This is a genomic window from Peteryoungia algae (genome assembly GCF_030369675.1).
Lineage (GTDB): Bacteria > Pseudomonadota > Alphaproteobacteria > Rhizobiales > Rhizobiaceae > Allorhizobium > Allorhizobium algae.
Genome location: NZ_CP128477.1, coordinates 332283 through 346746, shown reverse-complemented (window position 1 = coordinate 346746; position 14464 = coordinate 332283). Strand labels below are relative to the sequence as shown.

Here is a 14464-nt window from a genome sequence, read left to right as displayed (position 1 = left end):
GCGCCCTTTCTGTTTGCTAGAGGCCCAGCGACCGAAGGGCCGCGACCACACCCACGCCACATGCGGCGGCGGGCAGGAGCGACAGGCGGGTTGCGGCAATCGCCACCACGACGCATCCGATCGTCTCGGCCCAGCCGGTTGCAAAGGCGGTGGGTGCCACCACGGCCATCAGAACCGAGGGCGGGATGGCGCCGAGGATCTCCTCGGTATTCGGCGACAGCTTCAGAAGCCGACCGACCCACAGGCCGGCCAAACGGGTCGCGACGGTGGCCGCCGACATGGCGCAGATCGCAAGCACCGTCATCAGATCGAGGGTCATGGACGAACCTCCCGCGCCCTGCGCGAGGCAAGGGCGGCCATGGCAACGCCGCCGAGTGCGCCGCCCAGGATATACCAGACACCCGGCACGACATGATGAACCAGGAGGGCTGAAGCCGCGCTTCCGACGAGGATCCATCCGGTATGGTTGCCACGCCAGAAGCCGAAGATCAGGATGACGAAGACGGCCGGGAAGACAAAGTCCATGGCAATTACTGCCGGATCTCCGACCATGGCGCCAAGGAGGGCACCGGTGAACCCCGACAGCACCCAGGCAAGATAGAAAGGCAAGGCGGCGGCGAAGAACCAGACCGGGGTCAACCGGTGTCCGCGCGCGCGAAACTCTGCGACCGCCCAGATCTCGTCGGCGAGAAAGAGCATCGACATGACTTTCTGCCGACCAGAGAATTCAGCCATATGCCGCGAGATAGAGGCCCCCATGAGGACATGCCGGATGTTGACGAGAAGGGCAGCGCTGCCGAGCGCTGCCATGTTTGCCGGATGGGTCCAGAGGTCCATCGCGACGAATTGCGAGCCACCGGCAAAGACAAGCGCGCTCATCAGCATGGCCTCAAGAGCGGAAAGTCCCTTGGTGGCAGCGACGGCGCCGAAGACGAGCCCGATGGGTACGACTGCGACGGTCAGCGGAAGGATGGAGTGACAGCCCTGGCGCATCTCCAGGCGTGCAGCGGATGTCATGGCGTCTCCCATACAGAACACAGTCGCCGGGATAGGCGCCTGCCTGCGCCGGGTCTTGAATGAAAGTGATCAGCCGGCGCGAAAGACCGCTGGCGTGAGACCGGTACGGGCCTTGAATTGACGGGTCATGTGGGCCTGGTCGGCAAAGCCGCAGGCGGCTGCCGTTTCCGACGGGGTGGCGCCCATACGCAGAAGATGTCTCGCATGGCGGATGCGCATGTCCGTCTGGAAGGCATGCGGCGTAATGAAATAGTGCTTGCGGAAAGCCCGGATCATGTGGGCACGGCTGAGACCTGCCGCCTTGGCCAGGGCTTCCAATCCGATTTCCGCGTCGAAATGGGCGGCGATGTAATCGCGCACGCGGCGCATGGCGCGCGGCTCGCTGTGATCGGGTGCGCGGAGGATATCGCTGCCGTGGCGGGCGAACATGGTGGCGAGCACGCAGTACATGCTCTCCTCGCTTTCCAGTTCCGCCACCCCGCCGTTCTCCATCCGGCTGTGTGCGAGGTTGAAGGCCCTGGCGACTTCTGGATCACTGAGCAATTGCCGGTCGAAGCTTGGCATGCCGTTGAAAGCGCGGCCGGTCACGTCCTCGATGATATCCGTCAGCAATGACACCTCGGGATAAATCATCCGGTAGCGATAGCCTTCCGGTGCGCCTGGCTGGCCGTCATGCACCTCGCCCGGATTGATGAGGTAGAGCGCCCCGGGGCCAGTGTGCTCGCGCGTGCCGCGGATACTCGCGACCTGGCAGCCGACCTCGATCGCTCCGATCGAGAAGGTATCGTGCGAGTGCGGCGAGAATTCATGGGTGATGAAAGAGGCGCTCAGGCATTCCATGTCACGGAAGCGTGCATCCCGCCAGAAGCGGGTCTGCTCCTGCCGTGAGACCGGGTTGGCTTCGGCCGCCTCTTGCTGCGAAACACTGTGCATAGCAGCATAATATCGGGCCGCCGCATTTTCGTCTTGAAGAAAAGTGCTAGGGTCGCGGGACAGATCAACCGACCAGAAGCCTTTATGACAGACCGTTTCACCATTCTCGATGCGCCGGAGGAGTTTCTTTCGGCACCGCTGCGCCTGACCGTGGATCTCTCGGCAATCGCCGAGAACTGGCGCGAAATGGCGCGGCGATCCGGCCGGGCGCGGGCCGCCGCCGTCGTCAAGGCGGATGCCTACGGCCTCGGCATAGAGGATGTCGGACAGGTGCTTTACCGAGCGGGGGCGCGTGACTTCTTCGTCGCCGTGCCGGCCGAAGGAGCGACACTCCGGCCCTATGCTCCGGAAGCCCGGATCTTCGTGCTGTCAGGCATCTGGCCGGGACAGGAAGACGTCTTCTTCGCCAACGATCTGGTCCCGGTGATCGCCTCGGAGGAGCAACTCGCCTTCTGGATGGCAGTGCTGACCGAGCGCGGCCCTTACCCCTGCGCGCTGCATGTCGATACCGGCTTCAACCGTCTCGGCCTGCCGCTTGCCGATGCGCTCGCCCTGACCGACGACGTCTCGCGCCCGGCAAGCCTCGATCCCGTGCTGGTGATGAGCCACCTCGCCTGCGGAGATGATCCGGCCTCGCCGATGAACCGGCTACAACTGGAGAAATTCCGGACGGTTAGCGCGGCTTTCGAAGGAATCGATTCCAGTCTTTCGGCCTCCGCCGGCATTTTCCTCGGATCCGATTATCACTTCGATCTCACCCGTCCCGGCATTGCACTTTATGGCGGCGAAGCCGTCAACGGTGCGGAAAACCCGATGCAGCCGGTGGTCAAGGCCGAGGCGCGCATCCTACAGATCCGCGAGGCGAAGGCCGGCGAGAGCGTCTCCTACGGTGCGACCCATGCGCTCGCGCGCGACAGCCGGCTTGCAGTCGCGAGCGCCGGTTATGCCGACGGCTATCTGCGCAACCTCTCCGGCTCCGGAATCCCGCTGCGCGAGACCGGGCTTCCGGGTGCGCACGGCGTTATCGCCGGCAAGCGCGTGCCCGTCGTCGGGAGGGTCACCATGGACCTCACCATCTTCGACGTCACCGATCTGCCAGAAAATGCTGTGCGCAGCGGCGATTATGTCGAACTCTTTGGACCTTCGATGAGACTCGATGACGTCGCCCGCTCTGCAGGCACGATCGGCTACGAAATGCTGACGGGTCTTGGTCTGCGGTATGAACGGATCTATCTGGAGGGCGAGGACTGAGGTCTGGCGCGGCCGGGTTTGTTCTGCTATTGTTCCAGCAATGGAGTCACCGATGACCGAAGGCCATCCATCCCATTCGACCGTGCAGGTGGACCTGGAGCCGGACGAATCCGCGTTTGTCGAACGGCAGGTGAGCAACGGCGCCTATGCCTCCGCTGAGGATATGTTGCGTGCCGGTCTTGGTCTCCTGGCCGAGAGCGAGCGTCAGCAGGAGCGGGTCGCCGAACTGCGATTTATGATCGATCAGGCGGATGAAGCCATAGAGGCCGGCGACGTCAAAGAGTTTTCCGAGCCGGGCGATCTCACTGCATTCGTCATCGCGGAAGCGAAGGCACGACGGTGAGCAGCAGCTCCGGTCGACGCTATCGACTGCCCCCCCAGGCCATCGAGGATCTGATCCAGATCTACAATTACCTCTATGAGGGAAGCCCGCTTGCGGCCGAGCGCTTCACGAGCGATAGCGAGCGGAAGATCATCGACCTTGCTGGCTCCAGAAACCCCGGCGTCTGCCGTGAATGGCTGAAACCAGGATTACGCGCATTTCCCTACAGGCCTCGATGCATCTATTTCCGTGTCGTCAAAGACGCTCTTGTTGCTCTCCGCATCACGCATGGTCGACAAGGCATCACTCCCGACACCTTTCCTGAAAGTGAAGACTGAATGGCCAAAGCCAAGACCCAATTCGTCTGCCAGAACTGCGGCACGGTTCATTCCCGCTGGGCGGGCAAATGCGATGGCTGCGGCGAGTGGAACACCATCGTCGAGGAAGATCCGATGGGCGGGATCGGCTCCGGCCCCGGCAAGGCGCCGAAGAAGGGGCGTGCCGTTACGCTCACCGCGCTGTCGGGCGAGATCGAGGAGGCACCGCGTATTCCGACCGGCATGGGCGAACTCGATCGTGCCACCGGCGGTGGTTTCGTCCGAGGTTCTGCCGTGCTGATTGGCGGCGATCCCGGCATCGGCAAATCGACGCTACTCATGCAGGCGGCGGCGGCCCTGTCGAGGCGCGGCCATCGCGTCATCTATGTGTCGGGCGAAGAGGCCGTGGCACAGGTTCGGCTCAGGGCTCAGCGCCTCGGTGCAGCCGATACCGACGTGCTGCTCGCCGCCGAAACGAACGTCGAGGATATCCTTGCGACCATTTCGGAAAGCAAACGGCCGGATCTCGTCATCATCGATTCGATCCAGACGCTGTGGAGCGACACCGCCGACAGCGCGCCGGGCACAGTGACCCAGGTGCGCACCGGCGTGCAGGCGATGATCCGATATGCCAAACAGACGGGCGCCACCATGGTCCTGGTCGGGCACGTGACCAAGGAAGGCCAGATCGCCGGCCCCCGTGTCGTCGAACACATGGTCGACGCGGTCCTCTATTTCGAGGGGGATCGCGGCCATCACTACCGCATCCTGCGCACGGTCAAGAACCGTTTCGGGCCGACGGATGAGATCGGCGTCTTCGAAATGTCGGACAAGGGGTTGCGGGAAGTGGCCAATCCATCCGAGCTTTTCCTCGGCGAGCGCAACGAAAAGGCGCCCGGGGCGGCCGTCTTCGCCGGCATGGAAGGCACGCGACCCGTGCTCGTCGAAGTGCAGGCGCTTGTGGCTGCGACATCACTCGGAACCCCTCGCCGCGCCGTCGTCGGTTGGGATTCGTCACGTCTCGCCATGATTTTGGCGGTATTGGAGGCGCATTGCGGGGTCAGGCTCGGGCAGCATGACGTTTACCTGAACGTCGCCGGCGGCTACCGGATCCGTGAACCGGCGGCCGACATGGCGATTGCTTCAGCACTGGTTTCATCGCTGGCCGGTCTTGCCCTTCCCGCCGATTGCGTCTATTTCGGCGAAGTCAGCCTGTCGGGGGCAGTGAGGCCGGTGGCCCACACGGCCCAGAGGCTGAAAGAGGCGGAAAAGCTTGGTTTCTCCGCCGCGGTCTTGCCGGCTGCCTCGCCGGACCTGCCGAAGGGTTCGAAGGGCAAATGGAGGGAAGTGGACAGCCTTCCCGATCTCGTGGCGCGGATCGCCGGTTCCCGGCTGAAAGCCCCCGCAGATCAGGAGGACGGTTGACCCGGTCCGACGCGTGAGAGAACGCGTTCCGGCGGGTTCGCGGTGACATCAATGCCGGTTTTTGCCGGTGGCCCTGGAGTTGGAATTTATGCCCATCACTATTTTTGACGGTATCGTCCTCGGCGTCGTCCTGTTTTCAGCGGTGCTGGCGATGGTGCGCGGCTTTTCGCGTGAAGTGCTGTCCATCGCAAGCTGGGCGGGCTCGGTGGCAGCCGCCTACTATCTCTATCCCCTGCTCGTGCCCTACCTCATGAACTATACGAGCGACGCGCGCATCGCGCTCGCGGGGTCTGCCGGCATCATCTTCCTGATCGCACTGATCGTCATCTCCTTCATCACCTCGCGCATTGCCGATTTCATCATCGACAGCCGGATCGGCGCGCTGGACCGGACGCTCGGTTTCCTCTTCGGCGCTGCGCGCGGCCTGCTGCTGCTCGTCGTCGCCGTCGCCTTCTGGAACTGGCTGATCGATGCTGGCCAGCGCCCGGACTGGGTCAACAATTCCAAGTCCAAGCCATTCCTGGACTCACTGGTCGAAAAACTCGAAGCCGTTCTGCCCGAGGATATCGAGCCGCAGATCCGGGAACGGATCCTCGGTCGCGAAGATGCCGAAGCCGGCGCTGCCGGCGAAACGGCCCCTGCAGACCAGGCGCCTGCCGAACAGACCCCGGCACCCGCCAACTGATCCTCTCGCGGCCTTGCGTCGCGCGATTTGAGACACGACAGACGCCGCCGGATCGGGACAGACCGGCGGCTTGACTGTTCAAAGCGCAGCACCCGCATCTGTCCCAGGAGCAAAGGCCCTCGCCATGAAGCAGTCCAGCCCCTCCCATGTCGTCTATGGTAGCCATGACGACAAGTTCCACGAAGAATGCGGCGTGTTCGGCATTCTCGGGCATCCGGAAGCCGCAACGCTGACGGCGCTTGGCCTGCACGCGCTCCAGCATCGCGGTCAGGAAGCGGCCGGTATCGTCTCCTTCGACGGGCGGCAGTTCTATACCGAAAAGCACATGGGGCTCGTCGGTGACCACTACACCAACCCGGTGACGCTGGCGAAGCTGCCCGGCCCGCAGGCGATCGGCCACACCCGCTACTCGACCACAGGCGAAGTGGCTCTGCGCAACGTTCAACCACTGTTTGCCGAACTCGAAGAAGGCGGCATCGCGATTGCCCATAACGGCAATTTCACCAACGGCCTGACGCTGCGCCGCCAGATCATTGCGACCGGCGCCATCTGCCAGTCGACCTCGGACACCGAGGTCGTCTTGCACCTCATCGCCCGCTCGCGCCATGCCTCGACCACCGACCGCTTCATCGACGCCATCCGCCAGATGGAAGGCGGCTATGCGATGATCGCCCTCACCCGCACCAAGCTGATTGCCGCACGCGATCCGATCGGTATCCGACCGCTGGTCCTGGGCGACCTCGACGGCAAGCCGATCTTCTGTTCCGAGACATGCGCGCTCGACATCATCGGCGCGAAATTCGTCCGCGACGTGAAGAACGGCGAAGTGATCATCTGCGAAACCCAGGCCGATGGCTCGGTGACGATCGAATCCCGCATGCCGGCACGTCCGCTGCCCGAACGCGTCTGCCTGTTCGAATATGTCTATTTCGCCCGCCCCGATTCCGTCGTCGCTGGCCGCAACGTCTACACGACGCGCAAGAATGCCGGCATGAATCTCGCGCTCGAAGCGCCTGTCGAAGCCGATGTCGTCGTTCCCGTGCCGGATGGCGGCACGCCGGCGGCCCTCGGCTATGCCCAGCAGAGCGGCATTCCCTTCGAATACGGGATCATCCGCAACCACTATGTCGGTCGTACCTTCATCGAGCCGACCCAGCAGATCCGCGCCTTCGGCGTCAAGCTCAAGCATTCGGCCAATCGGGCGATGATCGAAGGCAAGCGCGTCGTGCTGGTCGACGATTCCATCGTGCGCGGCACGACTTCGCTGAAAATCGTGCAGATGATCCGCGACGCTGGCGCAAAGGAAGTGCATATCCGGGTCGCAAGCCCGATGATCTTCCACCCGGATTTTTACGGCATCGACACCCCCGACGCCGAAAAGCTGCTCGCCAACCAGTATCTCGGCATTGAAGCCATGGCGAAGTATATCGGTGCGGATTCGCTGGCCTTCCTGTCGATCGACGGTCTCTACACCGCAGTCGGCGGCGCACCGCGGGATCCGGCAAACCCGCAGTTCACCGACCACTACTTCACCGGCGACTACCCGACGCGTCTCGTCGACAAGGAGAGCGAGAAGCCGGGCCGCAAGGAAAGCATGCTCGCCGCCAACGGCTGAGCTTAAGAACATGTCCAACAAAAGTGCGTCAGCAGTTTTGTGTCCGGACTGCGTCGAATCAAGGAGACAGAGCATTTCCGGTGACCTGGTTTTCATCGGAAGTGCTCTGGGAATACAGGACAGATCATGACCATCGACCTCAAGGGACGGATCGCGCTCGTCACCGGCGCCTCGCGCGGCATCGGCTATTTCACCGCGATCGAACTGGCCAAGGCTGGCGCCCACGTCATTGCCTGCGCGCGCACCGTGGGCGGTCTGGAAGAGCTGGATGATGCGATCAAGGCGGTCGGCGGAACAGCGACACTGGTGCCCTTCGACCTTTCGGACATGGCTGCCATCGACCAGCTCGGCGGTCACATCTTCGAGCGCTGGGGCAAGCTCGACATCGCCGTGCTGAACGCGGGCGTTCTTGGCGTCATCGCGCCGATCGGCCATGTCGAGGCGAAGGTGTTCGACAAGGTCATGACGATCAACGTCACAGCCACATGGCGGCTTATCCGCTCGCTGGAGCCGCTGCTCGTCAAGTCTGATCAGGGCCGCGCACTGATCCTGTCCTCAGGCGCCGCTCACAAGTGCCGTCCGTTCTGGGCGCCCTACTCCGCCTCCAAGGCCGCCGTCGAAGCCCTTGCCCGCACCTGGGCTGCCGAGACACAACGCCTGCCGCTGCGTATCCTTTGCGTCGACCCCGGTGCCACTCGCACCGCCATGCGTGCGCAGGCCATGCCGGGCGAAGATCCAGAGACCCTGCCTCACCCTTCCGAAGTCGCCGGGAAGCTTCTGCCGCTGGTCGGCCCGGAGCAGACGGAAACCGGCAAGCTCTACCAGGTGCGCGAAGGCAAGATCGTCGACTACCGGATGCCGGAATAAGAGTTTCGGCCTTCTCATCTGCGGCCCGAGTGCCGCCAAATCTCGAGACCAGCGCATGGCCCCCAGAGACTTTGCAGCCTATGCCTATCTGTCGCTGGCCTGGGGACTTTCCTTCCTCCTTCTCTTGCATGTGGTCGACGCATTCGGCTGGATCGGCGCGGTCACTTTCCGCTGCTTCATAGCGGGCGCCCTGCTCTATGCGATCGCCAGGATGATGCGGCGGCGGCTCGACTTTGGCGCCGGCTGGCTGCCTTTCACTGTTGTCGGCGCCACCACGGTGGCCGGGCAGCTGATCGGGCTGTCCTATGCGACGCCGCTGATCGGGACGGCCATGGCTGCGATCTTCGTCGCTTCGATCCCGCTCTTTTCCATGGTGATCGCCCAGCTCTGGGGACTGGAACGCATCACGCAGGCGCGTGTGTTCGGTCTCGTGCTCGGGACGATCGGCATCGTCATGCTGGTCGGCTTTCCGGCCGTGCCCGTCACCGGTGGGTTCCTGCTCGGCTGCTTCGCGATGATCGGCTCGACCTTTTCCGCCGCCTTTGGCAGTAATTATGCCAGCCGGCATCTTTCCGGCACCGGCCCCTGGGAAGTGACCATCGGCTCCTTCATCGCCGGTGGCATGCTGACGCTGCCACTTCTCTGGTTCGTGCCCGTGCCGGGCACACCGGTCGCCTTGGATTATCTCTATCTCGTGGCGCTGGCGGCGCTGATGAGCGCCCTCACCTATGTTCTCTACTTCAGCCTGGTCAAAAGCATCGGGGCGACGGCGGCGATCAGCGTCGAGTTTGCCGTCACCGTGGTCGCAGTGCTTGTTGGTGCATTGGTGCTGGACGAGGCCTTGACGACGGTGCAACTCTTCGGGGGCGTCGTGATCATCCTCGGCTGTGCGCTGGTGCTGGGTCTCCTGCGCTTGCCGCGGACTGCGACCTGATCAGGCAGAGCGTCGCCGGATGCGCGCCAGTCCCAGGCGCGGCTGCGGATCGGCCAGCGCAATCGATTGGCCCGTTTCGACAAGCAGGGTCGCGGGCTCGTAGAGCCGTACGCAATTGCGACCATCCGCCTTGGCGCGGTAAAGGGCAGCGTCCGCACTGGCGAGCATTGTGTCGAGTCCCGTTCCCCGTTGCGTCGCTTCACAGACGCCTATGCTCACCGCAATCCGCAAAGCGCCCAAGCCCGGCATCGCCATGTCGGCAATGGCGAGGCGGAGATTTTCGGCGACCGCGACCGCCTGTTGCGCGCTCATGCGTGGCATGAGGCAGGCGAACTCCTCGCCGCCGATCCGGGCAAAAAGCCAGCCCTTCGGCATGCGCTGGTCGATGGCATGCGAGAAGGCGAGGAGGACCTGGTCGCCGGCTGCATGACCATGGGTATCGTTCACCGACTTGAAATGATCGATATCGAAGAGCAGGAGGCTCGCGCCGCCTTCGGCTTCGTGGAGCATTTCGGCGGCCTCGGTCACGAAGGTGCGGCGGTTCGGGAGATTGGTGAGGGGGTCACGCTCGGAGGCCAGCCGATAGCGCCGCTCGTCGCGCTCCTTGGCAATGACCAGCAGCGAGACCAGCGAGAGGATATTCAGCATGGAGTTCGCCAGAGTGACGAGTGCGAACCACTGTGCCGTGCTTCCATCCTCGGCATAGGGCGGAGCAACGAAGACACTAAGCGGCACGGCCGCCAGCCACAGCAGGCCACGCAAGCCGGCTGTGGTTGCCGCAATCGACCGCGAAGGCAGCGGTTCGTGCTTTGCGCGCACCAGGGTTAGCTGCGCCGTCAGGAAACAATAGCCGGCCAGGAGCAGAGACAATGTCGCGGCCCGGGCTTCGATCGAATTCTGCAGCATTGGCGTGAACCAAAGCAGGATCCACGCGAGCCCACCCGCAGAGGCCTTTGCAATCGACAGGCGCCCGCCTTCGAAGACAACCACCGCCTGCCAAAAGAGGCCGACGGCGAGAATGCCGAGGCCGATTCCCAATCCGGACGAAAGGGTGAGTGGCAAAGTGCCGCGATTTGCATGAAGGAGCATGGCGGCACAGCCGGCAAGACCTGCGGCCACGAGGATTGGAAGCACGTGACTGCCGCGATAACGCAACCACATGTAGATCGTAGCCAGGGTGGAAATCATTATGATCACCGCATGGACGACCATGATGGTGGGCAGATGCAGCGTCTGGTCCATGCCGAAGATCATCTCCGAGGGCGGGAAAATTCCCCCTAGAATTGGGGTATTTCCGTTGAGAAAGCCTTAATTCCCCAAAGTCCGTCAGGAGCGAGGCACTCCGGACCTCCATATCGGGGCACACGCCGACTGCCCTTGACCAAAATCGCGACGCGCGCCATAAAGCGCGTCATGAAAACGAGCCTCTGCATCATTTGCGGGACCATTATTCGCTAGCGCTTCGCTGGCCTGGCCGTTTTCGTCTCCTGCATAGACCCAGATGACAAACGACCCGGTCCAGCCGGGTCCATTCATTCTGGGAGTTTCACATGGCTGGCGGCCTCAAGCTTTACAACACGCTCACACGCGAGAAGGTCGATTTCGAGCCGATCGACCCCGACAATGTGCGCCTGTATGTCTGCGGGCCGACCGTCTACGACTTCGCCCATATCGGCAATGCGCGCCCCGTCATCGTCTTCGACGTGCTCTACCGGCTGCTGCGCCACATCCATGGTGCGGACAAGGTCACCTATGTGCGCAACATCACCGACGTCGACGACAAGATCAACGCGCGGGCATTGCGCGATTTCGGCGGCCAGATTGGCGATGGTTCGATGAGCCTCAACGAGGCGATCCGGGCCGTGACCGGCAAGACGGAAAGCCAGTTCCACGAGGATGTGGCGGCGCTCGGCTGCCTGAAGCCGACCGTCGAACCGCGCGCCACCGACAACATTCCCCAGATGATCGTGATCATCCAGCGCCTGCTCGACATGGGCCATGCCTATGTGGCGCAAGGCTCGGAGGGCCACGAAGTGCTGTTTTCGACCGCCTCAATGGCGGATTACGGCATGCTGTCGAAGCGCAAGCTCGAGGACCAGCAGGCGGGCGCGCGTGTCGCGGTCGAGAACCACAAGATGAACCCGGCCGATTTCGTGTTGTGGAAGCAGTCCGCCGACACCGAACCCGGCTGGCCCGCGAGCTTCACCTTCGAAAAGACTGTTTATCCGATCCATGGCCGTCCCGGCTGGCATATCGAATGCTCTGCCATGGCCGACCGCTATCTCTGGGAAGAGATCAAGGACCGGTTGTCTCCCAGGGCGAAGGCCAAGCCGCACCAGTTCGACATCCATGGCGGCGGGCTGGACCTGATCTTCCCGCACCACGAAAACGAGATCGCCCAGTCCTGCTGCGCCTTCGACAACGATCTGATGGCGACGGTGTGGATGCATAACGGCTTCCTGCAGGTCGAGGGCCGCAAGATGTCGAAGTCGGAGGGCAATTTTGTCACGATCAACGAGTTGCTTGCGACGGAGAAGTTTGGCGGGCGCAAGTGGCCGGGCGAGGTTCTCAGGCTTGCGATGCTGATGACGCATTACCGCGAGCCGATCGACTTTTCGGTGAAGCGGCTGGAGGAGGCGGAGCGGCTGCTGGCGAAGTGGCCAGCGGGTGACGCCGGGGACACGGCACCGGATGCATCGGTTCTTGAGGCACTCTCGGACGATCTGAATACGGTTGCTGCCGTTCAGGCGGTTCATGCGCTCGCCCAGGCGGCCAATGCGGACCCGTCGAAGCTATCTCTGTTCGCCGCCTCGGCAGCCCTCCTGGGTGTTGCACCGAAGAAGGCAGAGCTGAGCGACGACTTCTCCGCCGCCGTCCAGGCGCTCGTCGATATGCGTCTTGAAATGCTCAAAGCGAAGAATTTCGCCGAGGCGGACCGCATCCGTGACGAGCTCGCCGCCAAGGGCATCCAGCTCAAGGACGGCAAGGACAAGGAGACCGGCGATCGGGTGACGACATGGGAGGTCAAGCGGTAGCTGCATGACCCAGCCGAACCCCAACACCAAGATGCCGAAATGGCTGCTCTATGGCCTGATCGCCAAGGGTGCCTTGATTGCCGCGGTGATTATCGGCGTTACCGTCTACATGACGATGCAGTGAGGAAGACCGGATGAGCGAGTTTCATAGCGGCGGCTGCCAATGCGGCGCGATCCGGTTCCAGGCATCGAAGCTCGGACGGCCGTCGATCTGTCATTGCCGCATGTGCCAGAAGCAGTTCGGCTCCTTCTTCGGCGCCTTCGTCACCGCCGACCAGGCGCATCTGACCTGGACGCGCGGACAGCCGATGCTTTATCGCTCGTCTGCGAAGGTCAAGCGCGGCTTCTGCGCCAAATGCGGCACGCCGCTCACCTATCAGCATCCGAATGGCGTCGAGCTGGCGATCGGCGCCTTCGACCACCCGGAGCATTTCGAGCCGCAGATCCAGGTGAACCATCACCAGCGCCTGCCGTGGATTGACCAACTGTTCGACAAACCGGCCTTCACCAGCCCTGACATGGAGGCGTTCTTCGCCTCGATCGAGAGCTTCCAGCATCCCGACCATGACACGACGATATGGCCACCGGAGGATGACCAATGACCCGACAGGTGCATTCCGGCGGCTGTCAGTGCGGCGCGATCCGCTACAAGATCGCGGGCGAGCTCGGCTATCCGCATATCTGCCACTGCCGCATGTGCCAGAAGGCGAGCGGCAATGTTTTCATGGCGCTTGCGGGCTCCAGGCAGGAGGATTTCCTGCTGATGCGCGGCGAACCGAGCTGGTTCCAGTCATCGGACCGGTGCGGACGCGGCTTCTGCAAGGACTGCGGTACGCCGCTCTTCTTCCGCACCAAAGGCTCGCCCTATATCAGTGTGACGATCGGCAGCCTCGACAAGCCGAACCTCGCCGAGCCCATCTCGCAGGACGGCGTCGAAAGTCGCGTCTCCTGGTTCGACAAACTCTTTTCCCTTTCCGAAAAACCGACGGACCGTTCGGACCTTCCGGCGGGAAATGCCGGGATCGCCGCCACATCGCGGCAGCATCCCGATCACGATACGGCGGCCTGGCCACCGAAGAAGGACATTTGACATGACGAGCGAATTGCGTGGCTTCTATCCCGACATCGAACCCTTCGAGACCGGCATGCTCGATGTCGGCGACGGCCACAGGGTTTACTGGGAGCGCATCGGTACAAAGGGCGCCAAGCCGGCAGTGTTCCTGCATGGCGGCCCTGGCGGCGCAACCAGCCCTTCGCAGCGCCGCCTCTTCGATCCGGCGCTTTACGATGTGATCCTGTTCGACCAGCGCGGTTGCGGCAAGTCGACCCCGCATGCCTCGATCGAAGCCAACACCACCTGGCATCTCGTCGCGGATATCGAACGCCTGCGCGAGATGATGGGCGTCGAAACATGGCTCGTCTTCGGCGGCTCCTGGGGCTCGACGCTGGCGCTCGCCTATGCGGAAACGCATCCGCAGCGCGTCTCTGAGCTCGTGCTGCGCGGCATCTACACGCTGACCAGGGCTGAGCTCGACTGGTACTACCAGTTCGGCGTCTCCGAGATGTTCCCGGACAAGTGGGAGCGGTTCGTTGCCCCGATCCCGGATAACGAACGCCACGAGATGATGGCCGCCTATCGCCGGCGTCTGACCGGCACCGACCGCGAGGAGCAGTTGCGCTGCGCCGTCGCCTGGAGCACCTGGGAGGGCGAGACCATCACGCTCCTGCCGAACCCTGATTATTCCGGCCACTTCTACGATGCCGATTTTGCGCTGGCCTTTGCACGCATCGAAAACCACTTCTTCGTCCATGCCGGCTGGCTTGAGGAAGGGCAGCTCCTGCGCGATGCCGACAAGCTCCGGGACATTCCCGGCGTGATCATCCATGGCCGCTACGACATGCCCTGCCCGGCCAAGTATGCCTGGGCTTTGCACAAGGCCTGGCCGAAGGCAGATTTCCATCTGATCGAGGGAGCGGGCCACGCGTTTCTCGAGCCTGGGATCCTCGACCAGCTGATCCGGGCGACGGATCGGTTTGCGGGAAAGAACTGAACTGGCATGCCG

General features: G+C 63.1%; 16 protein-coding genes. 12 read left to right on the top strand and 4 right to left on the bottom strand.

What is annotated here, in order from left to right; translation table 11 throughout:
- Positions 1-16: 16 nt before the first annotated feature.
- The 3 genes from QTL56_RS01805 to QTL56_RS01795 all read right to left on the bottom strand — a co-directional run bounded on the left by QTL56_RS01805 (position 17) and on the right by QTL56_RS01795 (position 1950).
- Positions 17-319, bottom strand: a complete 303-nt coding sequence (locus tag QTL56_RS01805) for an AzlD family protein (RefSeq protein ID WP_245137505.1) — start codon at positions 317-319, stop codon at positions 17-19.
- Entirely contained in the window at positions 316-1017 is a 702-nt protein-coding gene (locus QTL56_RS01800) for an AzlC family ABC transporter permease (protein ID WP_245137506.1), read from the bottom strand. The genes QTL56_RS01805 and QTL56_RS01800 overlap by 4 nt, the downstream gene beginning before the upstream one ends.
- Before the next feature lie 69 nt (positions 1018-1086).
- Positions 1087-1950 carry an AraC family transcriptional regulator gene (locus tag QTL56_RS01795; RefSeq protein WP_229575817.1) on the bottom strand — a complete coding sequence of 288 codons (864 nt, stop codon included), beginning with the start codon at positions 1948-1950 and terminating at the stop codon, positions 1087-1089.
- 84 nt (positions 1951-2034) lie between these two features.
- Here QTL56_RS01795 and alr point away from each other — a divergent pair, with 84 nt between their 5' ends.
- From alr to QTL56_RS01755, 8 genes are all read left to right on the top strand, one after another.
- Entirely contained in the window at positions 2035-3201 is a 1167-nt protein-coding gene (alr, locus tag QTL56_RS01790) for an alanine racemase (RefSeq protein WP_245137507.1), read from the top strand.
- Positions 3202-3253: 52 nt separating this feature from the next.
- Positions 3254-3544: a ribbon-helix-helix domain-containing protein gene (locus tag QTL56_RS01785; protein WP_245137508.1), complete on the top strand. Its 291-nt coding sequence runs from the start codon at positions 3254-3256 to the stop codon at positions 3542-3544.
- On the top strand, positions 3541-3861 hold the full coding sequence (locus QTL56_RS01780) for a type II toxin-antitoxin system RelE/ParE family toxin (protein WP_245137509.1): 321 nt from the start codon (positions 3541-3543) through the stop codon (positions 3859-3861). Before QTL56_RS01785 ends, QTL56_RS01780 begins: the two co-directional genes overlap by 4 nt.
- Positions 3862-5265, top strand: coding sequence for a DNA repair protein RadA (gene radA, locus QTL56_RS01775; protein WP_229575813.1), 1404 nt, complete (start codon positions 3862-3864; stop codon positions 5263-5265).
- 88 nt (positions 5266-5353) lie between these two features.
- Positions 5354-5950 (top strand): CvpA family protein, encoded by a 597-nt coding sequence (locus tag QTL56_RS01770; protein ID WP_245137510.1) that lies wholly within the window; start codon positions 5354-5356, stop codon positions 5948-5950.
- A 124-nt stretch (positions 5951-6074) separates the two neighbouring features.
- Complete coding sequence (purF, locus tag QTL56_RS01765; protein ID WP_229575811.1) at positions 6075-7565, top strand: amidophosphoribosyltransferase; 1491 nt, start codon at positions 6075-6077, stop codon at positions 7563-7565.
- A 126-nt stretch (positions 7566-7691) separates the two neighbouring features.
- Positions 7692-8432, top strand: a complete 741-nt coding sequence (locus QTL56_RS01760) for an SDR family NAD(P)-dependent oxidoreductase (protein ID WP_245137511.1) — start codon at positions 7692-7694, stop codon at positions 8430-8432.
- Between the two features lie 55 nt (positions 8433-8487).
- A complete protein-coding gene (locus QTL56_RS01755) occupies positions 8488-9366 on the top strand; it encodes a DMT family transporter (protein ID WP_245137512.1) in 879 nt (292 codons plus the stop codon).
- Here the strand turns inward: QTL56_RS01755 and QTL56_RS01750 are convergent, their stop codons facing one another.
- Positions 9367-10608 (bottom strand): GGDEF domain-containing protein, encoded by a 1242-nt coding sequence (locus QTL56_RS01750; RefSeq protein ID WP_245137513.1) that lies wholly within the window; start codon positions 10606-10608, stop codon positions 9367-9369.
- A gap of 308 nt (positions 10609-10916) precedes the next feature.
- Between QTL56_RS01750 and cysS the strand changes: the two genes are divergently transcribed.
- The 4 genes from cysS to pip all read left to right on the top strand — a co-directional run bounded on the left by cysS (position 10917) and on the right by pip (position 14452).
- Entirely contained in the window at positions 10917-12401 is a 1485-nt protein-coding gene (cysS, locus tag QTL56_RS01745) for a cysteine--tRNA ligase (RefSeq protein ID WP_245137514.1), read from the top strand.
- A 134-nt stretch (positions 12402-12535) separates the two neighbouring features.
- Positions 12536-13003 carry a GFA family protein gene (locus QTL56_RS01740; protein ID WP_245137515.1) on the top strand — a complete coding sequence of 156 codons (468 nt, stop codon included), beginning with the start codon at positions 12536-12538 and terminating at the stop codon, positions 13001-13003.
- Positions 13000-13491 (top strand): GFA family protein, encoded by a 492-nt coding sequence (locus tag QTL56_RS01735; protein ID WP_245137516.1) that lies wholly within the window; start codon positions 13000-13002, stop codon positions 13489-13491. Before QTL56_RS01740 ends, QTL56_RS01735 begins: the two co-directional genes overlap by 4 nt.
- Position 13492: 1 nt before the next feature.
- Entirely contained in the window at positions 13493-14452 is a 960-nt protein-coding gene (gene pip / locus QTL56_RS01730) for a prolyl aminopeptidase (protein ID WP_245137517.1), read from the top strand.
- Positions 14453-14464: the final 12 nt, after the last annotated feature.